This window comes from Actinomadura citrea (assembly GCF_013409045.1).
GTDB lineage: Bacteria > Actinomycetota > Actinomycetes > Streptosporangiales > Streptosporangiaceae > Spirillospora > Spirillospora citrea.
In genome coordinates this window covers 8,967,279-8,992,310 of record NZ_JACCBT010000001.1, presented here as the reverse complement: position 1 = coordinate 8,992,310, position 25,032 = coordinate 8,967,279, and the positions used below count along the sequence as shown (strand labels likewise).

At 64.0% G+C, this 25,032-nt stretch carries 20 protein-coding genes; 15 read left to right on the top strand and 5 right to left on the bottom strand.

Annotated features, from left to right (window positions below; genetic code table 11):
- The 7 genes from BJ999_RS41180 to BJ999_RS41150 all read left to right on the top strand — a co-directional run.
- A partial coding sequence (locus tag BJ999_RS41180; protein WP_218935450.1) for a hypothetical protein occupies positions 1-1,088 on the top strand: 1,088 nt, incomplete at its 5' end.
- A 10-nt stretch (positions 1,089-1,098) separates the two neighbouring features.
- A complete protein-coding gene (locus BJ999_RS41175) occupies positions 1,099-1,452 on the top strand; it encodes a hypothetical protein (RefSeq protein ID WP_179838236.1) in 354 nt (117 codons plus the stop codon).
- A 528-nt stretch (positions 1,453-1,980) separates the two neighbouring features.
- A complete protein-coding gene (locus tag BJ999_RS41170) occupies positions 1,981-2,337 on the top strand; it encodes a PLAT/LH2 domain-containing protein (protein WP_179838235.1) in 357 nt (118 codons plus the stop codon).
- Between the two features lie 345 nt (positions 2,338-2,682).
- On the top strand, positions 2,683-4,026 hold the full coding sequence (locus tag BJ999_RS41165; protein ID WP_179838234.1) for a tyrosine-type recombinase/integrase: 1,344 nt from the start codon (positions 2,683-2,685) through the stop codon (positions 4,024-4,026).
- 445 nt (positions 4,027-4,471) lie between these two features.
- Positions 4,472-7,186 (top strand): ATP-dependent DNA helicase, encoded by a 2,715-nt coding sequence (locus BJ999_RS41160; RefSeq protein WP_179838233.1) that lies wholly within the window; start codon positions 4,472-4,474, stop codon positions 7,184-7,186.
- Between the two features lie 419 nt (positions 7,187-7,605).
- Positions 7,606-8,160, top strand: coding sequence for a hypothetical protein (locus BJ999_RS41155; protein ID WP_179838232.1), 555 nt, complete (start codon positions 7,606-7,608; stop codon positions 8,158-8,160).
- Between the two features lie 423 nt (positions 8,161-8,583).
- Complete coding sequence (locus BJ999_RS41150; RefSeq protein WP_179838231.1) at positions 8,584-9,342, top strand: FkbM family methyltransferase; 759 nt, start codon at positions 8,584-8,586, stop codon at positions 9,340-9,342.
- On the opposite strand, the gene BJ999_RS43935 is transcribed toward BJ999_RS41150, so the two are convergent.
- From BJ999_RS43935 to BJ999_RS41135, 3 genes are all read right to left on the bottom strand, one after another.
- Positions 9,339-12,836 (bottom strand): phosphotransferase, encoded by a 3,498-nt coding sequence (locus tag BJ999_RS43935; RefSeq protein ID WP_179838230.1) that lies wholly within the window; start codon positions 12,834-12,836, stop codon positions 9,339-9,341. The genes BJ999_RS41150 and BJ999_RS43935 overlap by 4 nt on opposite strands.
- Before the next feature lie 151 nt (positions 12,837-12,987).
- Entirely contained in the window at positions 12,988-13,194 is a 207-nt protein-coding gene (locus BJ999_RS41140) for a DUF397 domain-containing protein (protein ID WP_179838229.1), read from the bottom strand.
- The gene (locus tag BJ999_RS41135; RefSeq protein ID WP_179838228.1) at positions 13,191-14,000 is read right to left on the bottom strand and encodes a helix-turn-helix domain-containing protein; all 810 of its coding nucleotides are present in this window, start codon (positions 13,998-14,000) and stop codon (positions 13,191-13,193) included. The genes BJ999_RS41140 and BJ999_RS41135 overlap by 4 nt, the downstream gene beginning before the upstream one ends.
- 397 nt (positions 14,001-14,397) lie before the next feature.
- On the opposite strand from BJ999_RS41135, the gene BJ999_RS41130 reads away from it, so the two are divergent.
- The 5 genes from BJ999_RS41130 to BJ999_RS41110 all read left to right on the top strand — a co-directional run bounded on the left by BJ999_RS41130 (position 14,398) and on the right by BJ999_RS41110 (position 18,561).
- Positions 14,398-14,784, top strand: coding sequence for an ATP-binding protein (locus BJ999_RS41130; RefSeq protein WP_179838227.1), 387 nt, complete (start codon positions 14,398-14,400; stop codon positions 14,782-14,784).
- Between the two features lie 854 nt (positions 14,785-15,638).
- Positions 15,639-16,019, top strand: a complete 381-nt coding sequence (locus tag BJ999_RS44155; RefSeq protein ID WP_373292690.1) for a MobC family plasmid mobilization relaxosome protein — start codon at positions 15,639-15,641, stop codon at positions 16,017-16,019.
- Complete coding sequence (locus tag BJ999_RS41120; RefSeq protein WP_179838225.1) at positions 16,016-17,623, top strand: relaxase family protein; 1,608 nt, start codon at positions 16,016-16,018, stop codon at positions 17,621-17,623. The genes BJ999_RS44155 and BJ999_RS41120 overlap by 4 nt, the downstream gene beginning before the upstream one ends.
- Before the next feature lie 154 nt (positions 17,624-17,777).
- A complete protein-coding gene (locus BJ999_RS41115; RefSeq protein ID WP_179838224.1) occupies positions 17,778-18,344 on the top strand; it encodes a hypothetical protein in 567 nt (188 codons plus the stop codon).
- A 1-nt stretch (position 18,345) separates the two neighbouring features.
- Positions 18,346-18,561: a helix-turn-helix domain-containing protein gene (locus BJ999_RS41110; RefSeq protein ID WP_229810056.1), complete on the top strand. Its 216-nt coding sequence runs from the start codon at positions 18,346-18,348 to the stop codon at positions 18,559-18,561.
- Positions 18,562-18,569: 8 nt separating this feature from the next.
- Here BJ999_RS41110 and BJ999_RS41105 read toward each other — a convergent pair whose 3' ends face one another.
- Both BJ999_RS41105 and BJ999_RS41100 read right to left on the bottom strand, forming a co-directional pair.
- Positions 18,570-19,961, bottom strand: a complete 1,392-nt coding sequence (locus BJ999_RS41105) for a DNA cytosine methyltransferase (RefSeq protein WP_229810055.1) — start codon at positions 19,959-19,961, stop codon at positions 18,570-18,572.
- Between the two features lie 175 nt (positions 19,962-20,136).
- Positions 20,137-20,835, bottom strand: a complete 699-nt coding sequence (locus BJ999_RS41100) for a hypothetical protein (protein WP_229810054.1) — start codon at positions 20,833-20,835, stop codon at positions 20,137-20,139.
- A 114-nt stretch (positions 20,836-20,949) separates the two neighbouring features.
- Between BJ999_RS41100 and BJ999_RS41095 the strand changes: the two genes are divergently transcribed.
- The 3 genes from BJ999_RS41095 to BJ999_RS43930 are packed head-to-tail and all read left to right on the top strand — an operon-like array spanning position 20,950 to position 25,020.
- Positions 20,950-22,365 carry a ParB/RepB/Spo0J family partition protein gene (locus BJ999_RS41095; protein WP_179838222.1) on the top strand — a complete coding sequence of 472 codons (1,416 nt, stop codon included), beginning with the start codon at positions 20,950-20,952 and terminating at the stop codon, positions 22,363-22,365.
- On the top strand, positions 22,362-24,197 hold the full coding sequence (locus BJ999_RS41090) for a DEAD/DEAH box helicase (protein WP_229810053.1): 1,836 nt from the start codon (positions 22,362-22,364) through the stop codon (positions 24,195-24,197). Before BJ999_RS41095 ends, BJ999_RS41090 begins: the two co-directional genes overlap by 4 nt.
- Positions 24,181-25,020: a protein NO VEIN domain-containing protein gene (locus tag BJ999_RS43930; protein ID WP_179838221.1), complete on the top strand. Its 840-nt coding sequence runs from the start codon at positions 24,181-24,183 to the stop codon at positions 25,018-25,020. The genes BJ999_RS41090 and BJ999_RS43930 overlap by 17 nt, the downstream gene beginning before the upstream one ends.
- The last annotated feature ends 12 nt before the right edge of the window (positions 25,021-25,032 follow it).

Here is a 25,032-nt window from a genome sequence, read left to right as displayed (position 1 = left end):
TCGACGCCGCCACATGCGCGACGCGGCTGGCCGACTGGGTCCGGCGCGCATCCGTCGCCGAAATCAGTGACGTGCCCTCCCTGATCGTCCGGGTGCTGCGGGCCGCTCTGGAAGCCGAGGCCCACGCACCTGCGCGCGACCTCGCCCGAGCCGCCGCGCCAAGGCTGGCGCTCTCCCTCCACTGGGGATCGTGGACCGAGGTGCTCTCTCTCGGCTTGCGCGCCGCACGGGCACTCGGGTCGACTGAAGACGAGTCGTACTTCAAGAACGAGCAAGCAGCGCGATTGAAGGCGGCCGGCAAAGGCGCGGCGCTCGGCCTGGCCGCCGCGGCAGGGGCACACCACGCTCTGACGGCTCACGCGGCCCGCACCATCCCGAAACAGAAGGGCCCACTGCAGAAGTTGATCGCCAAACCCGCGGTCAGCGGGATCGCCGCCGCGACGGGGGTCGCCGCGGTGGTCGGCGGAGTCTCCTTCATGGGCACGCGAACGCCGACGTCCTTGTCCGGAAGAGAAGCGGCCCAGCCCCAGACGGTCGAGTCCTCGCCCCCCTCACCGCGAGGCCGCCACTCGACGTTCCGACCATCAGAACAGGACGGCGGAGAAGCCCCGCCCCGTAACGAGGTCGACCCGACGCACAAACTCGGACCCGAGCAGGACTCCGACCCGAAGAACTCATCCACACCGTCGTGCGATTCGATGCCGCACACCTTCTACCTCGGTGACATCTTCAGTTTCACAGTGCCGGAAAGATCCGGGTGGAAGCACTTCGAACGGGCCATCACGTGGGAGCCCTACCAGGGTTGGGAGAGGTGCTGGGGCGACGGTGATCTGGCAAGTCACACGGTGGTCGGGCCGGGCCGGCAGTCCTTCATCGTGAGGCCGCAAGGCTGCCCGGCCCAGCTCCGGCCAGGCCAGACCTGCCGCTTCTCCATCGACATCCGCATGACCGACTACATGCCGCGCTTCGCCTACATTCGCATTCCCGTCCCGGGGCGACCGTGGGGCATGAAATGGGAGCTCGCCGCAGAGGCGATGCCGCCAGACAGCCCCACCACCCAGCCGAGCCCGGACCCGTCCACGACCTGAGGGAGACACCATGGGGGAAGGAAACAACCTCCGGATCGGCAGCATCAGCGGCGACCTCAGCGGCAACGTCCTGAACGGCCAGAACATCGAACTGCACCAAGAGACGCCGCAGCCCCTCCCAGAGGAGTTCGCCGCCTTGGCAACCTATGCCCAGGCGGTCATCCAGGCACTTCCCGTCCTGGCCCTAGCAGCCGACCAGCAACAGTCTCTCCAGAACCACGCCGTCCAAATCCTCAATGAAATCCAAGCCCCTCAACCCGAACGCGCTCGTCTGACGCGCCTCCGAGCCTCTCTCCAAGCAGTCCTAGAAAACGCAGCAAGCAGCGCCCTGGCAACGGTCCTACTAACCATGACCACGCAATAGGTCAGCCACTCCAGACCGGCAGGCGCTTCAAGCCGACGAAACTGCCAGCGCGACAGTGCCATTAACCGGACCACTCCGGGACGGCTCGCCTGCAAATGCAGAATGAGAACGCTCGCATGTCGGGGCTAGGAGACAGCGACCACTCGACCACATGGCAGCCTGCGTAGAGATGATGTGAGGCTGGCCCGCACCCCCGGCGTGCCACTGAAGCGCGTCGACCCGGCCGCCCGGCTGGGATTGGTCCAGCCGGACGGTGTTGTGGCGGAGCGATCCCCCTCGCAAGACGCCGTGCAGGGGCCGCCGCCTGCAACCCCAACGCCGAGCTCGACGACGAGACCGATCATTTCGTGACGACCCCGATGCGGACATCGCAGGGGAAGGACCGACGACCCAGTCGCGAGTGGTCAGTGTCCATCTGGATACAAGAAGTCGCCCTGAGCTTCGTTTGCGCTCGGTGAGCCTGAGGGCACACTCGTCACGCAAAGTACTCGCGCGAACACAGCACTCCAGGATCCGAGGGAGCCCCCCATGGCGCGTTACGAGATCACGGTGGAGACCGGCAATGTCGAGAACGCCGGGACCGACGCCAACGTCCACATCACCCTCTACGGTTCGCTCGCCTCCGCGGGCCCGGTCAACCTGGACGACAGCAGGGACAACTTCGAGCAAGGCGCCATCGACCACTTCACCCTGGATCTGACCGAGGCCGGACGGCTGGAGACCATCGTCATCGGCCATGACAACTCGGGGAACAAATCCGGATGGTTCCTGAACCGGGTCACCGTCACCAAGGGCGGCGACACGGCGGAGTTCAGCGCCTACCGATGGCTCGCCACCGACGAGAACGACGGCAGAATCGAGGTGCGCTTGACGCGCCAGCAGTGACGAAAGGGACTCGGTCAGGCTTCGTAAGCACCACCGAGCGCACCCCACCTCTCTCCCGGACGTCGAGGAGATGAGCCTGTCGCTCAGTTAGAACTCAGGGCCCTAACTCGAAGGGAGAGTTAGGGCCCTGAACCATTCGTGCAGGCCGGATTTGAACCTACGGCCTCTTCATCCCGAAGGGCATATTGTGCGTTTTCTGCGGCTCGCAGAAAACGCTGGATCTCGATAAAATCCCAGGTAGATGGCCTGTTCGGCTGCCAGTGCGTGATCTCCAGGGTCACGCCATCACTCGCAGTCCGGGGTCAAACGAGGGTCAGATGATCAAGCCTGGGAGGCGGAAAGCCCATGGGGCAGACACGCAAGAGAGTGGGTAAGGACGGCAAGCCACGTTACACGGCCTACTACGACGACATTCGCGGCCAGCGAAGGTCTGCTGGAACCTTTGCGAGCAAGAAAGAAGCGGACAAAGCATGGCAGCGCGCCGAAGTTAAGGTCTCGGAAGGTAGAACCGGAGAACCTGCCCGCGGAAGGCAGCGATTCAGAGACTACGTCGAGAACACCTGGCTCCCGAACCACGAGATGGAGGCCAGCACCCGGGAGGGGTACACCTACGCCATCTACAAGCACCTCATGCCGGAGTTCGGCGGCATGCGGATGGTCGACATCCTCCCCGAGCACGTCCGAGCCTGGATCGCCAAGCTCAAGAACCAGGGCATGAAGCCCGTGACCATCCAGTGCAACAAGATCATCCTCAGTGCCATCTTCACCACGGCACTGGACGACCAGGTCACCTACCTGCACCCCTGCCGTGGGGTGAAGTCTCCGCCCATCGCGCGCAAGCCGCTCCAGATCGTCACGCCCGAGCAGTTCGATGACGTCTACAACGCCCTCCCCGAAGGCACCTTCCGCCTCCTCGCCGAAACCGAGATCGAGAGCGGCCTCCGCTGGGGCGAACTCAGCGAGCTGCGTCCCAGGGACCTCAACCTCAAGACGCGCATCCTCACGGTCAGCCGCACGGTCGTGGAGCTGAACCCGAAGTTCCACCCGGAGGGCGGCCACTTCCTCGTCAAGGACTACCCGAAGGACAAGGAGTACCGCCGCTTCAAGCTCAGCGCCCAGATGACCGAGAAGCTCGAAGAGCACATCAGGGCTGCGCGCCTCACCCGAGACGACCTCTTCTTCCACATGCCGCCCCAGGACAAGCCCCGCGCCCGCATCACCGAGATCCCAGACCCGGAGACACTCGGCCGAACCGAACCCAACGAGAAGGGACGCACCTACAACCACGGCACCCTCAGCGGCTACACGGCCGGCCACTGCCGCTGCGACTACTGCCGAGGCGCCTTCTCCCTCTACCGAGCCGCCCGCCGCGCCAACGGCAAAGACAACCCGCGCCCCCTCCGAACGCGCATGACGGACGGCCACATCCCCAACGACTGGTTCCGCCGCAACATCTGGAACCCGGCCATCGCCGCAGCCGGCCTCGACTTCAGGCCGACCATGCGCGACCTACGCCACGCCCACGCCTCCTGGCTCCTCAACGGCGGCGCCGACCTCCAGATAGTCAAAGAACGCCTAGGCCACGCCTCCATCGCCACAACAGAGCGCTACCTACACACCCTCCCCGACGCCGACGAAACCGCCCTGGAGGCGCTCGCCAGAACTCGCAGCAGGTCAAGCACTCGATAGCCGCGACGGGACTGTCTGAGAGCTGATCAACGGCTCACCCACAGACTTTCAGGCAGTCCCGTCGGGAGGGCTGTCTACTTAGCTGGCCGCAGGGGTGAGGTTCTCCCAATCGGCGCTGCCACCACCGACTTCGTCCATGAGAACGGGCACCAGACGTCCGTGGGTTCGACAACCTCAGCGCTCATGGCGCTGATCTAGTCCGTGATAAGTGGTTCCCTCGGAGACGGAGTTGACACATGGAGATGCGGGCGATCCGTTTCGAGGGTCGCATGCCCTGCTTTGGGGTATTCTCGACCGTCAAGTCCATGTGCTGTTGCACATCAAGTACCGTGACCGAGGCAAGCAGTTCAAGACCATGATGACCGCCCTTCATGCCGAACTGGCGCGACTTGGAGCAGAGCAGGCCACTGGACGGCACCGCAGCTGGAATAGGAGGTGAAAGCATATGACCACGGTCATTGAGCACATTCAAAGCGTGGATAAGGCGATCTGTGGAAATATTGAATCGCTGACGGATCAGCGAGCTCTATTGTCCCAGAACGTCCTTGCTCAGATCCGGAACCTGGTCGAGGGCGTCGCTGTTCGTCTACATGTGGGCAGGGATGACTCTGAGTACAAGTACGCGGTAATCGATCCAGGACTCGATTTCGTCAAGGCCAGTGGCAAGCTGAACTTCCTCGGGAAATTCCACAAGCTCCTACAGATCAGCGCGTCGCACTACACACTGGATGGGGACTCCTCGGAGCGCCTGATGCTCAAGTACTATGAGTACCTTCTGCGCATCCGGACCTTGCTATGGGAAAGTTGCGGGATCGCCGTACTGGCAAACCTGGAGTCGTTTCCGGTTGATCTGGACCCGTCGCTGCGCGAGTACCACGGAAAGATCGCTGCCAGAATCGAAGCCCTCCGTTCGACAGGATCGCGTAACGGAGTGCGAGATCGCTACTACATCCACAAGACGCGCCCGTTCTTCGTTGGCGGACGAATCTACTACGAGGTCACCTTCTACCGAGCCGTCAATCAGGTCAGCAAGTTCGACCGCCTCATTGCATTCACCGACATCGACATGACCGATAAGTACTCGGCCATGCTGACGCTCCAGCGTGACTCGATCGACGTCCTCGACCAGACGATGCCGATCACGATCATTCATGAGTGGGAGGTGTCGATCCGGCCTTGCGAGTTCGACAACTTCGCGCGACTCTTGGGCATCACCACCAACGTCCGGACCAGTTCCGTCGAGTACGGCTACCTGATGCGCGGCCTCACGGTGGGCTCGGGCAGCCTGCTCGACCTCATCGACATGCCCGACGACAAGTACGCGACCACTAAAGCCCAGGGCACAGCCAGGGTCACCAAAGCGCAGATCTTCCCCGTGCTGGACGAGGCACGCCGCATCGTGCGGTCGGCCGCTCCAGGACACAACGTCATCCGCTACCTCATGCTTCGGATGCACAACCGGGTTCTCAGGCCGCAATACCACGAGGAGAGCTGCGGCCGTCTGTCCGGGCTGAACCTTCCCTACGGCTGTATCCCATTTGACGATATGCCCTTCTGCACCTCACTGCCAGGACACAACCCGCGCTACTGGGACCTCGCTGAGAGCATCGACGCGACCGGCCGGAATCACGAACTGCTCGCCCGGCGAGTGCGAAACAACGTCGAGAGCCACGGAACGCTCTACACGCCCGCCTCCGATCTTGAGGAGTTCGGAGACGTCACCAAGCTGATTGCCATCCACAACGGCAAGCTCTACTACAAGCACACTGCGCGCCAGCTGGTGCAGGACAAGGGTTACGTCTTCGGCCGTGGATACGAGGACGACACTGTAGACATCGTTGAGAGACTCCAGGAGTATGCCTCGTCTGGGATCGACGGCTACACGGTGGCTGTCGAGCGCTGGCTGGATGAGGCGCCTCGCGGTATCGACGACGAAGCCAAGAAAAACGCGCTCAAGTCGCTGTTCAGTGAGTCGAAGGTGGCCCTGATCTACGGCGCGGCCGGCACGGGCAAGTCAACGATGGTCGACCACATCGCGAACTACTTCAACGACAAGACCAAGCTCTTCCTGGCTCACACCAACCCCGCGATCGACAACCTCAAGCGCAAGGTCACCGCTCAGGACTCGACCTTCCGGACGATCAGCAGCCAGATCCACCGGACCGCCTTGGACCCGGAGTATGACCTTCTGGTCATCGACGAGTGCAGCACTGTCAGTAATGCTGACCTGCTCAAGGTGCTGGACGAGACATCTTTCAAGTTGCTCGTCCTCGTCGGCGACGTCTACCAGATCGAGTCGATCAAGTTCGGCAACTGGTTCAGCATTATCCGTTCGTTCATCCCAAGCACTTCGGTGTCCGAGCTCACAACGCCGTTCCGAACCAAGAGCGAGTCTCTTCTGGGCTTCTGGGGCAAGGTGCGCAACGTCGAGGATGACCTCGCCGAGGTCATCGCCCGCAACGGTTACTCGACCGTACTCGACAAGTCTCTGTTCGAGGCTCAGCGCCAGGACGAGATCATCCTGTGCCTGAACTACGACGGGCTGTACGGCATCAACAATGTCAACCGCTTCCTTCAGAGCAGCAACCCGAATCCAGCGACGACCTGGCGTGTCTCCACCTACAAGGTCGGCGATCCTGTCCTGTTCAATGAGACCGAGCGGTTCCGGCCGGTGATCTACAACAACCTGAAGGGCCGGATCGTCGACATCGCCTACGCCCGGGGCCAGATCCAGTTCGACGTCGAGCTGGATCGACCGCTCACCGAGATCGACGTCGTCGGTGGAGAACTGGAGTGGGTAGAGGGCTCGACCGTGCGCTTCTCCGTTTACGACTATGACATCAGCGATGACGATGACGATTCAATCAACACCTCCGTGCCGTTCCAGGTCGCCTACGCCGTCTCGATCCACAAGGCGCAGGGTCTCGAGTACGACTCGGTGAAGATCGTAATTACTGATGCAAACGAGGGTGACATCACGCATAGCATCTTCTATACAGCCGTCACTCGGGCGCGCGAGAGCCTCAAAATCTTCTGGACCCCAGAGACCCAGCAATCTGTGCTTAAAAAGCTCAAGCGGGATGCAAGTACAAAGGATGTTGCGCTTCTGTCGAACCGTCGTGCACTTACACCCATTGCCAAGTCACGGTGTTCTTCGTGAGTCGGGGGTATGGGGCAGGTAGAAGACACTGAATGGCGGTGGTTCATGGCGGGGATAGTCGCGCAATGTTCAGCAGTAAGAACATCTGCCGCCGCGTGTGGTCGGTCTAGTCTTGTCCCTGGATGTAAGCGCAGCGTCGCAGGTGCGGCGGGCATGTGGAGATGTACGTCCGATAGCTGCAAGAGGTGCGACGCTCGGCAATCATGCGGCGGACCGACGAAAAGGCGTGAGCGGCCCGCACGACGGCATGCCCTGGGCGCCAGCGGCCGTGTCCTCGCCCTGTCCTGAAGGCTCATTGGAGAAGTTCATAGCGAAGCATCCAGATGTAGGCAGCTACAACGTTGCGCTCCTGACCGCGCGGCCGGGATCGGCCACGCGAATTTCGCGTCCAGGTTCTCGTTCACCGGTACGGTCTTGTCATGGGCGTACTAATCGACGAGCCTGTTGACGTCTTTTGCCGCCAAGCTCGGCGACGTTCCGACGAGCATCGGCAAGCTATGGCCGTAGCGGTGGAGCGCGACTGGCGATCCATTGCCGTCGGCATTCTCCGGCAGGAGCTTGACTCCTTGATCCGTGTGCACTATCTGCTCGACCAGTCCGACGCTGACAGATCTCGCATCATCGCCGAGTCAGTGTCCGGAATGAGGTGGCCTGCTTGGGATCGGCAGATGGTCCGTGCTGTGGAGAGCCAGTATGGCTGGGCCAGTGTCGTGTACGACTTCGGATGCAGCTTCATCCACCTGACCCGCGCTCACGACTATTTGGTGCGTGATCCATTCCAGGCCCTTTCGCTCGATGACCGTGAGATCATCGCGGACTTCCTGAATAGGTATCACCGAGACGCTCCTCTTGAACCAGTATCGACCGACTCGGCTTTTGATGACATCTACCCGTATCTTTCAGAAGTTCTGAAAAAAATCTCCACGAACCTTGAGCTTGCTCTGCAGAGGCTCCAGCAAGTAGTCCCCTCCTGACATCTTGCCGGGGCGAGGCCTTTTCTCGAGGTGGACCAGCTGAGGTGCTCCTGATCACGGGGTAGGCGCCAACACCTCTGCACCAGCGGAGCGCTACTCAGCCGTTCATGCCGCGGTCCGTCCACTGCTCCGCCGCTTCGGGACGACTCTTCGTCAACGCGGCAGTCCCAGCATCGGAGCCGTGATTGAGTGGTTGATCCGGATGATGGACGAAGCCTCCAAGCACTTGGCGCCAGTCGAAGACAAAGGCACATCGATGCCCGTCCCCAAGAGGGCAGCGGCGTCTCCAGTGGTGAGCGGGGGAAGCGACATAAAGCTGGATCGGTGCGTCGGCCTCCCGCCTGTCGCTTCGAGTCGCTCAGAGACTCGAAGCGACACATCAGCGCGGTGTGGGCAAACAGAGCGCGACGTACGCTAGGCGCTATGGGGGCGAACCTGCCCGCTGGGTGCGATCTGGTCGCGTATGGCGGGAACGCCGAGGACGTTGTGCTGATGCGGGCCTTCGGCGATCGGCCTGGCGGGTTCTTCGTAGATGTTGGGGCTGGGAACCCGGTTCAGGGGTCGCTGACCAAGAACTTGGTGGACCGGCTCGGATGGCGCGGGGTCAACATTGAGCCGCTGCCTGAGCGTTTCGAGAGCTTGCGGGCTGCTCGGCCGGGTGATGTGACGCTGGACGTGGCGATTGGGGAGCAGCCTGGTCTGGCGAGCTTCTTCCGGATCGTTCCAGGGCCTGGGAAGACTGGTGGCGGTGGCCTCAGCACGCTGGAGCCGGATGTGCTGGCGCTGCATTTGGCCGATGGATGGCGGTGCGAGGAGCTGCGCGTCGAGGTGACGCGGCTGGAGACGGTGCTGTCGGATTACGCGCAGCCAGGGTTCGATCTGTTGAAGGTAGATGTCGAGGGGTCTGAGGCGTCCGTATTGAACTCGGCGGATCTGGCGGCGTGGCGGCCGCAGGCGATCGTGATCGAGGCGACGGTGCCCTTGACCTCGCGTCCCAGCCATAACGAGTGGGAGCCGGGCGTGCTGGCGGCGGGGTATGAGTTTGCGTTGTTCGACGGACTGAACCGCTTCTACGCGCGAGACGACGAGCCTGAGCTCCGTGAGCGGTTGTCGGTGCCGGCCAACGTGCTGGACAACTACATCCCGTATCGATGGGCGGTGCGGCTGGGCTTGGCGGTTTAGAGGCTTAGCTCGTCTTCCACTAGTGCCAGTAGGTCCGGATGGTTGTCGCGCAGATGACGGGCTATCCACTGGCCGTCTGTGTCGGACAGTCCCAGGGCGGCGGTGTCGATGAAGCGCCGCAAGAGCATGAGCGGAAGCAGTGCGTCCAGGGCCGCCTGATCGACTTCGCCGTAACCCTCTAGGAGTGGTTCGGTCGACCCACCGTGTGGAAGGTCCACGGCAAGTGCCCAGGCCAGGTCGAGCATAGGCGGGCCCTGTTCGACGGCGCCGGGGTCCAGGATGCCGGTGAGGGTGTCGCCGTCGAACAGCGCGTTATGGCCGACGGCAACATCCCCGTGGATCGGCGTCATTGGCATCGCTTCGCAGGCGTCGCTGAAGCGTTGGGCGAGAGCAGGGTAGGCGCGAGGGGCAGCGCGGCGTGCCCAGCCGAGAAGGACGCCGAGTGCGCCGGGGTCGTCCAGCCGCAGGCCGGCGGCCGGGCTGTGCGAGTGCCACGAGCGCAGCATGCGTCCTAGCGCGCGCTGCTGCTCGAGAGTCGGGTGGTCGCTGTGTGTTCCGGGGAGCCGTTCGAGGACGGCCCACCAGGTGCCGCCAGGAACAGTGCCGTGGTCGAGGAGCCGTGGGGCCGGGATGCCGGTCGCGGTGCGGAGGTGCTCCAAGTGCAGGGCGGTCTCCAGGCGCTCGTGGGCGCGGCGCTGGAGCTTGATGACGGTGCGTTCCCCGTTGATGATGCCGTCATCGGCTTGCTGGACGGGTGGCCCATCGAATGCCGGAGAGGTGGACGCCGACCGCACAGTGCGATCGAGGACATCGCCGGGTAGCCGATTGGTAGGGATGAACGCCTCTCGGTCAGCCACGTCGAGCGGTGCGCACACACCGCGGTGCAGCCGCCGGAGCCGGTCTAGAGGCTGCTTCCAGCGCTGCACAGCGCTGTCGGTACTGTCCAGCCATCGCAAGGCCGCATCCCCTGGGACAGGGATGCTGGTCCACAAGCTGGTCACTTGAACCCAGACGGGTAGGCACTCGGGTTGCGGGCCTTGGGAAGACGCGCCAAGTCGCGTGGCGATGGTCGTGGCTCGGTCGATGCGTCCGTCGGCGGCGTATAGCAGTACCCGGATGGCTTCCGCGGGGGTGAGTTCCCCGGTGGCGCCGAGTTCTTCGTACTGGCGGGCTGCGCTTTCCAAGAGGTCTGCGGCCTGCGCGTGCTCGCCTCGCAAAGCGTGAGCCATGGAGGCGGCCAGGTCGCACTGGGCCACACCGATCAGTTCCCCGACGGAGGAGTTGAGGTCGCGGGCGCGGGGGACGAGGGCGAGGGTGCGGTCGGGGTCGAACCACATGAGTGCGAGGGCCAGGTGGCGCAGGGCGCGGGCTTCCCACAGCGGCGTTCCCGCGGCTTGGGCGGCTTCCAGCGTGGTCTCGAAGAGACGGGCGGCGTCGGCGAAGCGGGCGTTGTGGATGTAGGTGTGGCCGAGCATGTCGGCGACACGGATGCGGTCGAGGCCCTCGTCGGTGGCCTTGTCCATCAGTTCGGCGACCTGCCGGTAGTCACCGCGGCGAAGGGCGTTGTCGGCCAGGCCGAACAGAGCGCTCGCGCCGATCAGCGAGCCGTCGGGTGTGATCGTCGACAGGTGACCGATCGCTTCGTCCAGGTGCCCCGCGACGTGGGCGCGGGTGCCCAGTTCCCAGCGGTAGTAGTCGGCGAATGGGTCTATGGACTCGAGCGTTGCATGCTCACCGACCAACCTCCGCATCGCTTGGTAGCGGTCCTCAGCGTTGAGGTCGCCGCGGGTGGTCAGCCGAGCGACGGTGGACAGCCGCGTTAGCTCGGGTACTGCGTCCGGTGCGGGGAGGGACGCCAGGACCTGCCAGTGGCCGGCGACGCTCAGGCTGTAGGCGAGGTCCGCCAGCACTGGCGGCAGTACACCGTGCTCGATCGCGGCACGCAACAGCAGTAAGAACGCGGCGACGGTCCGGCGGCTCCGCTCAGCCAGCGAGGCCGACTCTTCCTCATCCCAGATCGACAGCGCGACCTTCGCGAGGTGGCTGATGGCGCACTGCAGGTGTTCGTGACGTTCGCTGAGTGTCCATCCATCGGGTGTGTGGGCGTCACAGTCCAGGACACTGCGTCGCAGGTTGTCGTGCAGCCGGTATGCGGGCCACACCGACTCCTCGCGCCGGACGAACGGGCGGGAGGTGAAGGCCTCGATCCGCCGGCGGCGGATGCCCGGGAGCATCGCTTGCAGCAGGTCGGCATCGAACGCTTCGAGTAGCGCGGCGGCACGCAGGAGGTCACGGTCGGTCTCCGACAGGTCCCTCATCGTCCGCAGCACCAGCTCGGGGAACCCGAGTCCGAACACCTCCGGGGGCGGTGTCTGGCCGCGCGCGAGGTACTGCCCGTACAGGCTCGCCGACAGGTCCAGATATAACGGTGACCCGCCGGATCCGGCGATCATCCGGTTCCGCACCGCCTCGTCGATCGCGGGGCGATCGTCCACGGTCAGCCGCGTCGTCAGATACTCGTTCGCGGACACCGGGTCGAAGCCGTCCAGCCTGAGCTGGACCGGTCCGGCGAGATCAGGCCAGCGGTGCGTGCCGCCGTAGGTCAGTCCAAGGGCACGGACCGGGTCGTGCCAGCCCAGCGGCAACCGGCTGGCCGCCAGGAACGCCACGCTCGGCATCAGGTAGACCAACCGCGAGACCAGGTCCTCCAGGCCGCCGCGCTCGGACGGCAGCCCTTGAACGATCTCCAGTGTGTCGAGAACGCACACCGCGAGTACGGGTCTCTTGGCGCGGGCGCGTTCCAGGTCGGCTGAAAGCAGGACGGGCATGTAGCCGAGCATCCGGTCGGGGTCGGGCTCATCGAGGATGGGGTCGAGCGCGGGCAACTCGTTGCGCAGCGACTTCAGCTTGGCCTTATGCGCCACGGTGCGTCCGAGCTTGTCCAAGACCTGGTAGGTGACGCTGATCGCGCCGAACCCGCCGAGGAACTGGTCGACGGTCCCGCTCACCTGATCCGCTGCTCGCCGTCCGTCCACCGACCCCTTGCCGAGAAAGGCGGCCAGCGACTCACCCGGATGCTTGCGCTCCCAGTAGAGGGCCAGCGCGACGTCGAAAGCCGGCCAGGAACGCGCCAGACCTCCCAGCCCAGCCCGGACGCGCAGTAGCAACGACTCGAAGCTGGAGCTGTCGGGGTCTGCGAAGTCCAGGACCGCGCACGCCCGATTCTTGGGAAGCCCGTCCAACTCTCCCCGAACCGCGAGGTCAGCGACGTGCCGCGTCAGGGTGGATTTGCCGATGCCGCCCTCTCCAGCCACCGCGAGGATGTTGACCGCGGGCCGCTGGAAGTCCATGAGCGCCTGGACGGGCCATTCACGTGCGGAGTGTTCGATCAACCAGCGATGACACCGATCGATCTGCTCCTCCCTGTTGGTGAACACCTCGTTGGTGGCGAACGGAGCCTCAGGCCCGTAGCCGAAGAACTGGTCGATGCTCACCGGAACAGCCGACCACATGGGACCGCTCGATGACAACGCCGTCCGCAGCGTGCCCTTTGCCAGGGGCGTCGTGAGCCAAGCGCTTGCGGGTTGTGGGCTGGCCTCGTGTGCTGGAGTACCTCTGGCCCTCCTGCGTCCAAGGTCGCTCTGCTTACGGCTGAGCCATGAAATCGAGCTCGTTCCTCTTCGCCCTGGCGACAAGGCCGGCAAAGCTGCCGATGGTAAGCGAGAGGTGCCCGCTGCTCGGGGCCTTGCTGTCTCGTAGACCGATGGCGTCGTCGAGCTGGGCGACCTCCACGCACTGGCCGCTCGTCCCATCGCTGGATCGGCTGCTCTTGCGCCACTGGGGGGAAGTCACGTCAAGGCCTCCATCAGATGCTTGATCAGGCTCCGACTGGAGTCTACGGGGAGGGAGACCGCCCCTATGCGGTCAAACCTGTCGAGCAGCCCGTCGACCTCGGCGGCCTCTGGGACGAGCCTTCCGCCGGTGGGGGCCTCGACGTAGCCGACCTGCCCCTCCCTGACCTTGATGACCTTGAACGGCCCGTCGAGCCCGGCATTCGCGCCCGCCGTGTTCGGGACGATCCGCAGCATCACGTTCGGTAGCTCTGACACCTCAAGCAGCTTGGCGAGTTGCTCCCGCATGACCGTCGTGCCACCCACCAGGCAGGCCATGGCTGTCTCCGCCAGGAGAACCCACAGATCGGCCGGGCTTTCCTTGGTCAGGATCTGCTGCCGCGCCATCCGCGCTTCCACCATCGCGTCTATCCCTGGCTCTCGCCCCTCAACCAGGAGGGCGCGTGCGTAGGCAGGCGTCTGCAGGAGGGCAGGAATCAGCTGGCCGCTGTAGATCCGCAGCACGGACGCGCGTCCCTCAGACTCCGTGAAGTTTTTGAACCAGTTGGGGTCGTGTCCGAGCCGCGCGTACCAAAGCATGATCGCGAACGTCCCGCCGGTGCTCCACCGCTCGTCGAGGACGGCCGCCTGAGCGTCGGTCAGCTTCGCTTCGCAGTTCTCCAGTCTGGAAATCGAGGAACGCGCACAGTTGAGGAGCTCGGCAAGGGCGTGTCCTGACATGCCGTGCTGCATGCGCTGGAAGCGCAGGTGGTGGGCCATCCACGCCCACATCGACGATCGCGGGTCGGGGGACTCGTTGATGTGCATCGTGTCTCCGTCCATCGGACGAATTTCCAGGTGATCCGAGGAATGGCGACACGGTAACTCTCGCGGAGCACGCTTGTCCCGGAAACTGCAGGTCAGAGCAGCAGGACGGGAATTCGATTATGTCGGACAAAGCAGAACAAGAACTGCATCCAAGGTGGCGCTGTCATCTCCTGACATGGCTGGCTGGCCAGTTGCCGCATCACCACGTACACCCCGAGGTCCTTGGTGTCGGCGAGAGAGCCGTCCTTCGTGTCACGAGCCGTCGGACCAACAAGGTCCGTTTCGTCGCCTGTGTCCCTGCCCCTCAGGCAGGAACGTGGGCCTGGGTGTGGTCTCGCGACTGGGCGCTGGTCACTGACCCTCGTGCCGTCCCCGCCATCGCGAAGGCGATGAGCTCATGACGACGTGGATCATTCTCGGTCGCGTAACCCTCCCGGCCACCCCCAAGAGCGTCGGTGAGGCCCGCCGGTTCGCCGCCGCGGTACTAGACGGCAGTGACCGCACCACCACGGCACAACTACTGATCTCCGAGGCCTGTACCAACAGCGTCAGGCACTCCGACTCCCGTCATGGCGGCTCGTTCACCCTCACGCTGTACGACTGCGGGAACTCCCTGCGCTGCGAGGTCATCGATGCGGGCGCCGCCACCATCCCCACTCGCCACCAGGGCTCCGAACCCCGCGACCACGGCCACGGCATCGTCCTCATCGAGACCCTTGCCGCCCGCTTCGGCTACGACACCGACACTGCCGGTCGCCTGCACACCTGGTTCGAACTGACCTGACGGCCCGCTCGCGTCGAGGCTGCGGCCACTGTCCCCCGTTGGTTCAGATTGGCGGGGTTGGGTTGCTGGGGACGAGCGGCGAGCCACGGTTGTGGTGCACACACCTTGACCAGCACGTTGGGAGCCTCATCGCGGAGTATCCCAGCGAGCCCGCCGCCACGATTGGCCGGCGAGACCGCGCCTCGATCCCCAGCTTCATCCCGAGCCTCCTCCATCGGCGAAGCGCACGCAGCGTAGGCGCGACTTGTCCCAGCCGTGCGTGCTGGCCCCGAGCGCCCTACCAACGGCCCGCCGCGCCCATCCGCCGGTGTGGACGGCGGCTGCGAAGCAGCGGCGGACGGCTCGTCCGCCGCGCGGCGGACGAGTGGACGGGCGCGGACGGCGTTAGGGCCACATCGACGCTTCCGGTTCGAGACTGACAGCGAAGCTGGCATCGGCGGCTGCCGGAAGCGAACAGCTGCCGTTCCGAATGTCGCCGCGACTCTGCACTGCTTGCCGGTCGGCTATGGGTGCTTGCGCGGGGACTCCCGCGAAAAATTACGGGAGTCAAGTGTCGCGGAGCCCACTCATCCTCGAGGGCAGATAACGTATCTCCTGTTCTCTGGAAACCAGAATTTCATGGCACTGAACGACATCCTTCGGTACGGCTTGGACTCTACCGACTGAGAATATCCTCAGTCGGTAGAGTCGAAGGGACGACCTAATAGAGGGCTGCAAGGTAGGGCCGTGTCGCGACACGGTATGGGCCCAGGATGATCCATACCGCGTCCCTTTGCTGAGTCGACCGGGCGCGGTCCGACGAGTACGGCAGGAGGTGGAACACGGACGAGGAGCAGGTCAGCAGGCAGAGCAAGCTGCAACGACGTTCGCAGCTCACAGGAGGGCGTCGACGAGATCGGGAGATGAGATTCCGAGTCAGCGAAGAGGAGTACAAGGAGATCTGTGAGGCAGCCCATCGAGCGGGCGCTGCCTACGGAACATTTATCGTCCACACCGTTCAGGCAGCCACTCGCCAGCACAGGCTCGGACAGCAACCGACCCTGGCGCTATGTGAGGAACTGCGCAGCATTGCGCGACAGCTGAACCGTATTGGTGTGAACATCAACCAACTGACTCGTATGGCGAACGCAACGGGACAGGCACCTCAAGAGCTATCCGCTTCGTTAACGTACCTGGAGAAGGTTCTCCGGAGAGTGGACGCCTCGTCTGTTGAGATAGGTCGGCTGCTGCGTTGATCGGGAAAGTGACGCGCGGCCAAAGCATCGCCCGACTGCTGTCGTACCTCTACGGATCAGGGAAACGTAACGAGCACGTCGATCCCCACCTTGTTGCGGGGTTCCGCCTGCCCGCAGCTCTGGAGCCCGGCACGGACACCAGAGGCGACCGCGACTACCGGCATCTAGTCGGAGTCCTCACCTCTCCACTCGACACCCTTCGCCACACACCGCTCGCCTTGCCGATCTGGCAGTGCTCGATTAGGGCAGCGCCCGCGGACCGACGCCTGTCGGACGAAGACTGGGCCGACATTGCTGAGGAGGTCATGCACCAGACCGGGTTGGCGCCGCGAGGCGATGACAGGGCATGCCGCTGGATCGCGGTCCGCCATGCCGAGGACCACATCCACCTCCTTGCCGTCCTGGCCCGCGAGGATGGACGCAACCCGAACCTTCGTCGCGACTACTTCAAGGTCGCCCATGCCTGCCACATCGTCGAAGACCGCTACGGCCTGACCCCAACCGCACCTGCCGACCGCACAGCAGCGCCCCGACCAACCCGAGCCGAGACGGAACTTGCTCACCGAAAGAAGTGGTCGGAACCGCCCCGCAGCACCCTCCGCCGGCACGTTGCCACCGCAGCTGCTGGAGCTGAGACCGAGGAGGACTTCTTCGTCGCCCTTGAGCAGGCCAGAGTGCTGGTCAAGGTCCGCGAGAGCGTCCGCACTCCTGGGGAGATCACGGGCTACGCGGTCGCGCTTCCCGGCCACACCAACCGAGAGGGGCAGCCGGTCTGGTTTGCTGGCGGCAAGCTCGCCGCTAACCTCACCCTTCCCAAACTCCGCTGCCGTTGGTCGGCTCCCGATGAAGGTAGGCATTTCGGCCAGCGCTCTTTCAGCCAAGCGAAGCTGACTCGCCAGGAGCGAGATGCCGCCTACCAACAGGCCGCAAGAGCCGCCGCGACCGCTACTTGGCAGCTGCGCCACATCCATGATCCCGCCGTTCGCGCCGACCTGGCAGCCGCGGCCTCCGACGTCTTACACGTAACCGCGGCCATCACCGGCAACCGGGAACTCGCCCGCGCGGCCGACTTCTATGACCGAGCAGCTCGCGAACCCTACGGGCGCCCACCCTCCGTTACGCCCTATGGCACGAACCTCCGTACGGTTGCGCGGGTTCTGGCTCTGTCCCAGATCGGAGGGTCGCACAGTCATGGCCCGAGCCTCGCCGGCGTCCTCTCCCACCTGATCGTGCAGCTCGCTGCCCTTATCGAAGCGATCGCGGAGCACCGGCAATCGCAGCAACGCTTCGCCCAAGCAGCCGCAGCCCGCAAGGCTGCTGCCCAGCTCACCCGACTCCGCCAACCGACTCCACGGCCAACAAACCCGACGTTGTTCCGGGCGCCGGCCAACGACACACACGACACAGCGCTGCGCGACTCGCTGCCGCCGGCTTCCCTCTGCCCTTCCCTACCCTGGAGGCAGATCGTCCCCACCGATCTACCCGGCCTGCGCCCACACCGCCGGCGCGCGCCAACCCTCGCCGCCCAGCGCACTAGCGACCAGAGAAGTTGGCGCCACACCGATAACGGTCGTGGCGTAACGACCGACGCCACCGCATACTAACGGAGCGTAAACAAGCGTAACGATACGCAGATGTGCGCCAGTGCGGCGTTCGAGACGACGAGCCTGCGCACCCTCACCCCACCACACAAGGAAGGCGAAGCCATGACGGACCACAGCCTCGGCACGTGCTCCAAGACCACAAGGAGTGACCCACATGACCGACGAAACGAAGGCTCACCCGACCGCTCGTAACGACGAAGACACCACGCGCCTCGCGACCAACCTGTACGAGCACGTTCGCCAGCTCAATCACGCCACTGTCGGCCCTCCGAGCCTCACCCTCCCCGCCACTGCGTACACCATCCTCGGTAACCTCAGCGCAGCCACCTACGGCCTCGATCAGGTGCTCCACCAGATCAGCCGCTTCCTCCTCCGGGAGCTGCAAGCCGACCGTCTCGGCCACGACCAGGCCGAAGACCTCGCGGAAGTCCTGAGCCGTCACGGGCAAGCTCTAGCCGAAGCCAGGCAGCACGCCCGAGCTCTCTGCGCGGCCCTCAGCAATGCCCAATCGGCCATCAATACCATCCACTCCCGCGCTACCCGCGTACGCGAAGCGCTCCCAACCATCGAGGTCAAAGCGCATGTGGACGACGCTGGCGTAGCAGCGGCGGCGAACGACTTTCCCAGACCGATCACCGATCCGACGCTCCTCGCACCGCCTCCTATCGGCGAACAAAACCACTCCATCCGCAGTCGCCGCGCAAGCACCCTGGAGGCCTGAGATGAAGCCGATGACCCACGAGGAGCTCGCCGCCCTTCCCACCACAACGACCATCGAGACCGCCGCCCGCGCCCTCGGCATCGGCCGAACCCGCGCGTACCAACTCGCCCGCGAGAACCGCTTTCCCTGCAGAATCATCCACATAGGCGCCACCTACCGAGTAGTGACAGCTGACCTGCAACTCCTCGTGTCCGGTACCGGCGGCGGCAGTCCCTAAGTTAGCTGTCAACTGATTTTAGTGCGGTGCTGAGCGAATAGCTGGTGTCGCTGGTGGTCGTCCTGGCCGATGAATGCTTTGAATTCTCCCAAGAGAAAGGCCACTTCGCCCGTTGAACGCTCTTTTTCGATCAACTCGAAGTCGTGGCTCAGATGAGAGAGCCGACGCTCCACCTCCGGCTGCACCAGCGGAGTCCCGTCATTCTCTAGCCTGGCGACCAACTGCTCGACCGTCATGGCCCGCTTCCGGCCGCGCAAGATCTTGTACACTGGGTCAAGGGTGACCTTTGTGCTCTCGATGAGGGAACGCTCCTTGGCAGTCTTCTGAATAGCTTCCTTGATTGCCACGCCGAGCGCTTTGGCGACAGGCGGGGGAAAAGCGTTGCCTATCTGCCGATACCTGGAGGTCTTGCCTCCGAGGAACTCCCATTCGGCAAAATCCTTACCGTACCAACCCTGGATCCGGGCAACCATCTCAACGGTGAGCATCGGGTGCTCGGCACCCTTGACTCTGGGGTTGGTCGGCCCAGGCGGGTCGTCGGCCACTCCCTTGGCGTCGACGCCCATGGCCGCCCAAGCTGCCTTGGCGCGCGTCGGGCCGAGGTCGGCACCGCCGTGTTTTTTGGAGCCACCTACAATAGTGGGTGCGATGTCATCGGCCTGCTTGATCCAGCTTTCGAGCTGTTCTGTGGTCCAGGTGCCCTCAGCCATCAAGTCCCGAAGCAATTCTCCGACTGTTTTAGGGCGCTCGATATGCGGCGTCGGCCAGTGGAAATGCCTAGCGTACTCGGGCTGAAGTGCCACTAGAACAAATCGAGGACGCAGCTGGGAAACGCCGAACTGGTCGGCTTGGAGCAACCTCCACTCGGCGATGTAACCGTCCTCGTGGAGTCGGTCGAGGACGTGCTTCCGATACGCGGTGAAGCGGTTCCCGCTCAAGCCTTTGACGTTTTCGAGGAGAAGAGCTTTGGGCTTAATGCGGCCGCACTGCTCGACTGCCCAAGCGAACAGGTCGCGCTCGTCGCTAGCGCCCAACTGCTTGCCTGCGATGCTGAATGGAGGGCATGGTACACCTCCGGCTAGCAGGTCTATATTGTTGTATTCGTCTAGATCCCAGCCCTCGTTGCTTTTGGAGTCCTCGCTGCGGTCAGAGTCCTCGCTGGGCTTCTTCCAGGTTCTCGGATCGGCTACATCGCCTACACGAACCGTGTCATTAGCTTCTTTTTCGTCGTATCCCAAGACTTTGACGAGGTTGTGGCGAAGTGTGCGAGCAGCATTCTCGTCCAGTTCGATCGCGAGGCGGTGGCGAAATCCGGCGCGTTCGAGGCCGAGTGTTTGACCACCTGCACCTGCGCAGATCTCTACGACCTCGAGCGGCTTGCCCTCGGCAGCTCCGGACAAGTTGTTCTCCCTCCAAGCACCGTTGAAACTCATATGCAGCTTTCACCCCGCGTATGCTTCAGTGCCTTCGTTGTAGTCTGGGGGGCTGGAGCGGGTCGTCCCACCATCCAGCATGCGACTGATGAGACCACGAGCTTACGGTCGGCCGGACCAGCCGTCGACTTCCGCCGCGCTCCTAGTGGAGCTCAGCCTCCAGTTGAGAAAGAACCTCAGCACGGGCATCCGCCGGCAGTCGTCGGTAGGCCGACCAGACTCGCTCGACGGGGGTGGAGACGCGGCGGTTGCGCTGGATATAGCGTGCAAGCCTTCTCCGCTCCGCTGGATCGAGGATCCGGATGTCGGCCAAGATCTCGTCGGCCCTGGCTGTGGCGTCAGGGCAGCCAGCTCGGCAGCGCTTGCACTCGGTGACGAGCAGCACCTCCTGGCGGCCGTCGGGGAGCACGGTGGTGCGTCGAGTTGCTGACAGCACCGCTGTCCTGTTGGGGTCATCCGGGTACTCCTCGCCGCCGGCGATACCGCAGACGGTGCACAGGAAGTCGTCACGCTCCAGGGTCGCCCTGATCTCCTTGGCGGACGCAGTGTTCCGGGGGCTCGCGGCACGCCGCTCTTTCGGATCCCAGACGGCTGCACCGATCTTGGCGAACCGCTGCTCCTCGGTGGTCAGGCTGGCGTCTTCCGTGTTGGCCAGGATGCTCCAGCCGTAGTCGCGGAGGTCGCGCACACGGCGGTCGATCTGCGAGACACCAGGGAAGGCGGCCCGGAGCTGCTCCTTGGTGAAGGTGTTGCCCTCCCCTACCTCCTGGACGAGCCACAGGGCAGCGCGGACCATACCGCCTGCTTTAAGTTCCGGGTCGTCCCAGGCGGGTGCGTTCACTCTGCCTCCCCTAACTACCGAGCGCTGGGTGTCTGCGGCACCCAGCGGCCGAGAGCGCTGGGTGCTCGAAGTCCACGGCGATCGCTACGCTAGCCCATTGGAGGGACATTGCTTATGGCTGCGAGTTTCGGCATTCCGCCTGAGGGCGAAACCATCAGGGCACTCGTCCAGGAGCGGCTGAAGCAGGCTGCGGCTGAGGACGGCGCCAAGATCACTGTCGAGTGGAGGGGCGCCGAGCAGCGGCACCTCTACGTGATCTCTATGCCGGTGGGCATGCTGTACTTCAACCCGGACACTCACCGTGTGCGTGCGCAGCGCACCCTCGATCCTGAACGCAACCAGGCCCTCAACGAGCGGCCGTGGAGTGAGGAAGGACAGGAGTACCTCCGCTACCTGCTGACCCGAGACCCGAAGGATCCGAGCAAGACCGATCCAGAGTACGCGGCGCTTCTCGAAGAACTAGAGGAGTTCGGCCAGCGGGACCCTGGGATCATCAGCCCGAACGGCATCCTGGTCGACGGAAACACTCGGTGCGCTGCGCTCAGAGAGCTGGGGAAGGAGCACATCCGGGTCGGAGTCCTGCCAGATGACACTAGTCGGCAGGACATCAACAGGGTCGAGCTCTCCCTGCAGCTTCGCCGCGATAAGCGCCGCGACTACTCGTACCTCAACAGGCTCATAGCGGTTGAGGAGGAGCTTGCCGCCGGACGCAAGCAGGAGGACATCGCCAGAGAGTTCAACATCAAGCTCCCAACCCTCCAACGGGACCGATGGGTCTACGAGTTGATCAACGATGCCATCGACCGCAGTAGGACCAAAGAGGGAATTGGCCTCCGCCTGGTGGATTTCGAAGACCACCAGGAGAAGCTGAGAGAGCTAGCGCGCGACTACGCCACGCTGGCTACGGCAGATCCCGACGGCGCTGAGCGGCTGAAGGAAGCGCGTCTTGCCATGGTGGTTCTCAACCTCCCCAAGACGACGCTCCGCCTTGCCGAAGCAAACTTCTATGAGCGCTATCTAGAGAAGCGGCTTCCTGAATCGCTTCGCTCAGACGGCGATGAGGGCGACGGCTCGGTCGGTATACCCGGGCTCGACGATGTTGTGGTCCCCGGAGATGCCGCTGACGTCAAAGCCGTCCGCGATCTCACCGACAAGCTTCTGAGAGCAGATGCGGCTAGAAGGGCTCCGGGCAAGATCCCTCCTGCCGAGGTCTCTGCTGCGAACACCATCTTCACCGAAGCCAGGGAGGTGTTCGAGACAGCAACCACCCTCGCTGGAAAGGACGCCCGGCTGCGCAAGCGGCGGATCGCCGTCCCGGAGCGGCTGACAGATGCAGCGGAGTTCATCGACCAGTGTGCTGCTGAGTTCGCAGAGGCGAGGGCTAAGCGCGCACTGGACGAGGAGACGTTCGACGATGCCTTGATCGCTCTGCGCGAGAGCCTCGCTCGCCTGGCCAAGCAGGCTGGCAGAACCTTCACGTCGCCTGGAGACGGCGTGGATTGGCTCCTCAACGCTACAAAGGACCGGTGAACGTGGACGCTGTTACCGGTCTAAGCCTCGAAATCGGTTTCGGCGACGACGCGGTTACTGCTCGGCTGCATGCGCGCAAGGACCGCGCATCGGACCTGCGGCGGCTGGCCTTGCGCTTCCAGAGCGGTGTCCAGCGTACGCCGACCATTCTCGACGTCGAGCTGGACGACCTGCTCAGCAACCTCCGTGCGCTCAGCATGTGGCCAGAGCCCAAGACTGTGCACTGGGAGCCGCAGCTGGCCAATCTCGCTAGAGACTCCACCGCTGACGCCCAGACTGTCGCCCAGCGGCTAGCGTCACCACCATCGGCCGCGGTTGAAGTTGCTCCTGAGGGCCTCCGCGACCTTCTCGGTCCCCTGTGGACAGGCAACCTCACGTCTTTCCAGCGCCGCGACATTGTCAAGCTCCTATCTCTGCGGCACGGCGCAAACTTCTCCGTCCCAGGGGCTGGCAAGACCCGTGTCGGTCTGGCTGTATTCCAAGCTCTGCGCCAGCAGGGCGATGTCGAGCGGTTGCTTGTCGTCGGTCCCAAGTCCGCCTACGAGTCCTGGCTGTACGAGAACAAGGTGTGCTTCAGCCGGCCTCTGCGGATGTCGCTGTACGGCAAGGCCCCTGATCCGTCAGCTGATGCTTTGATCATCAACTATGAGCGACTAGACGGCGCCCTCGACGAACTAGGTTCGTGGCTTTCGATGAGGCCGTCCCTGCTGCTGTTGGACGAAGCCCACCGGATGAAGGCTGGAGTCCGGGGCGTCTACGGATCAGCATGCCTAGCCCTCGGCCCTTTGGCCCGACGCAGACTCATTCTGACGGGTACACCAGCACCCAACGGTGCCAAGGATCTGGAGAACCTGCTCGGTTTCGTGTGGCCGGGCTTCGGCCGCCAGCAAGTGGTCCAAGCCGTCGGCGGCGGTGACCTCGCAAAGGCGAGCGAGGCCCTCCGCCCACTGTTCGTCCGTACGACGAAGCACGAGTTGGGCCTCCCCCCGGTCAGCACCAAGATCACACCGCTGGAGATGCCGCTCCTGCACAACGAGATCTACGAAGCACTCGTCGGCAGGTTCTCCGCGCGCGCCACTGGGTCGGAGGCCGACTTCCTAGCCTGGGGGAAGATCACGGTCTACTTGCTAATGGCCGCGACCAGCCCCGCGCTTCTGCACACAGGAACCACCCGCTATGAGCCGCTGGAATACCAGGTTCCGCCGCTGCAGGTGCCGAAGGGGACACCGCTGTTCGACCTTCTGCGGGACCTGCCAAGCTACGAGCTCTCGCCGAAGTACCGGGAAGCACTGGCCATCGTGGACGCGAACGCTGCTCAGGGACGGAAAACCCTGGTGTGGTCTACCTTTATCCGCAGCCTCAACACCCTCGAACGCATATTGAAAAGGTTCCGGCCGGCGCTGGTCCACGGCGGTACAGAGGACCGCCAGGCGGAGATCGATCGCTTCCGCAACGACCCCGACTGCATGGTGCTGCTTTCGAACCCGGCGACCCTCGGCGAGGGCATCAGCCTCCACCAGTGCTGCCACGACGCGGTGTACGTCGACCGGGACTTTGCTGCTGGCCGCTTCCTGCAAAGCATGGACCGGATCCACCGCCTCGGCCTGTCTCCCGAGGCAGAGACCCGGATCACCGTCCTGGCATCAGAGCAGACCATTGACGACGTCGTGAAGCTGCGGCTGGATGAAAAGCTCAACTTCATGGGGACAGTGCTGGACGATCCAGGCGTGAGGCAGCTCTCCGACCTCGATGAGGAACCGGCCGTCGGCGGCGGCCTTGACGAGGCCGACCTTCGGGCGCTGATGGGCCACGTCCGTGCCCGTACCGCCTGACCCCGTCCTGCGAGCCGCTTTCCGCTGGCTTGAGAAGCTGCCCCTCAACGGCCGAGCAAGGTGCCGGGCGCTGTTTACCACCCACGCGGAGTACAGCGACATCAGCCCTACGCAGTATGACGCCGCCTACAGATGGCTGGCGGAGGCTGGGCTGCTGCAAAATCCTGACGAGGCGCTGCCGGCCGGTGAGCTCATATTCCGAGCCGCCCTGCTTACTGGAGATGTCTCGTGGTTCCCGGATGCTGACGTCCATGTGCGCGTGCCGGCCGAGCTTCCCCTCGATGCGGCACGAGCCGCTGCGGCGCTCGGTCTAAGCGATTTTGAGGCTTACCAGGGGATCCACGCTCTGTGGGGCAAGGTCGATGCAGCCGAGCGTTCGCGGATCGGTGCCGCCGGCGAAACCGCCCTTGTAGAGCTGCTCTCGTCCTCAACAGCCGCGGGAATCGAGCATGTCGCTGCTTACTCCGACGGATACGGCTACGACATCGGGGTCCACGCCGGCCGGCATAGCCTGCACATCGAGGCCAAGGCCACCACACGCCGCAACCGCTTGACGTTCTTCCTGTCCCGTCGCGAATACGAGGTCATGCGGTGCGACCCGCTCTGGCAACTCGTCGTTCTGCAGCTCACAGACCGTTTCGCGATCAGAGCGATCGGTTCTGTTGCCAGTAGCTGGATTAAGGCCCAGGTGCCGGAGGACCAAGGATTGTATGGGCGCTGGGAAGCGTGCCGAGTGGAGGTGCCTGCAGAGCAGGCAGTAAGCGGGATCCCGCGGCTCGCTCCTGTTCTCGATCAAGAAGCCTCAACGCTGCTGCGCGGCTGAGATGGCCAGAGG

Coding starts and splice junctions, on each gene's coding strand:
- BJ999_RS41165 (WP_179838234.1), top strand. CDS start 2,683: ATGGGGCAGACACGCAAGAGAGTGGGTAAGGACGGCAAGCCACGTTAC.
- BJ999_RS41135 (WP_179838228.1), bottom strand. CDS start 14,000: ATGCACATCAACGAGTCCCCCGACCCGCGATCGTCGATGTGGGCGTGG.
- BJ999_RS41115 (WP_179838224.1), top strand. CDS start 17,778: ATGACCGACGAAACGAAGGCTCACCCGACCGCTCGTAACGACGAAGAC.
- BJ999_RS41160 (WP_179838233.1), top strand. CDS start 4,472: ATGACCACGGTCATTGAGCACATTCAAAGCGTGGATAAGGCGATCTGT.
- BJ999_RS41150 (WP_179838231.1), top strand. CDS start 8,584: ATGGGGGCGAACCTGCCCGCTGGGTGCGATCTGGTCGCGTATGGCGGG.
- BJ999_RS41170 (WP_179838235.1), top strand. CDS start 1,981: ATGGCGCGTTACGAGATCACGGTGGAGACCGGCAATGTCGAGAACGCC.
- BJ999_RS41175 (WP_179838236.1), top strand. CDS start 1,099: ATGGGGGAAGGAAACAACCTCCGGATCGGCAGCATCAGCGGCGACCTC.
- BJ999_RS41155 (WP_179838232.1), top strand. CDS start 7,606: ATGGGCGTACTAATCGACGAGCCTGTTGACGTCTTTTGCCGCCAAGCT.
- BJ999_RS41130 (WP_179838227.1), top strand. CDS start 14,398: ATGACGACGTGGATCATTCTCGGTCGCGTAACCCTCCCGGCCACCCCC.
- BJ999_RS41095 (WP_179838222.1), top strand. CDS start 20,950: ATGGCTGCGAGTTTCGGCATTCCGCCTGAGGGCGAAACCATCAGGGCA.
- BJ999_RS41110 (WP_229810056.1), top strand. CDS start 18,346: ATGAAGCCGATGACCCACGAGGAGCTCGCCGCCCTTCCCACCACAACG.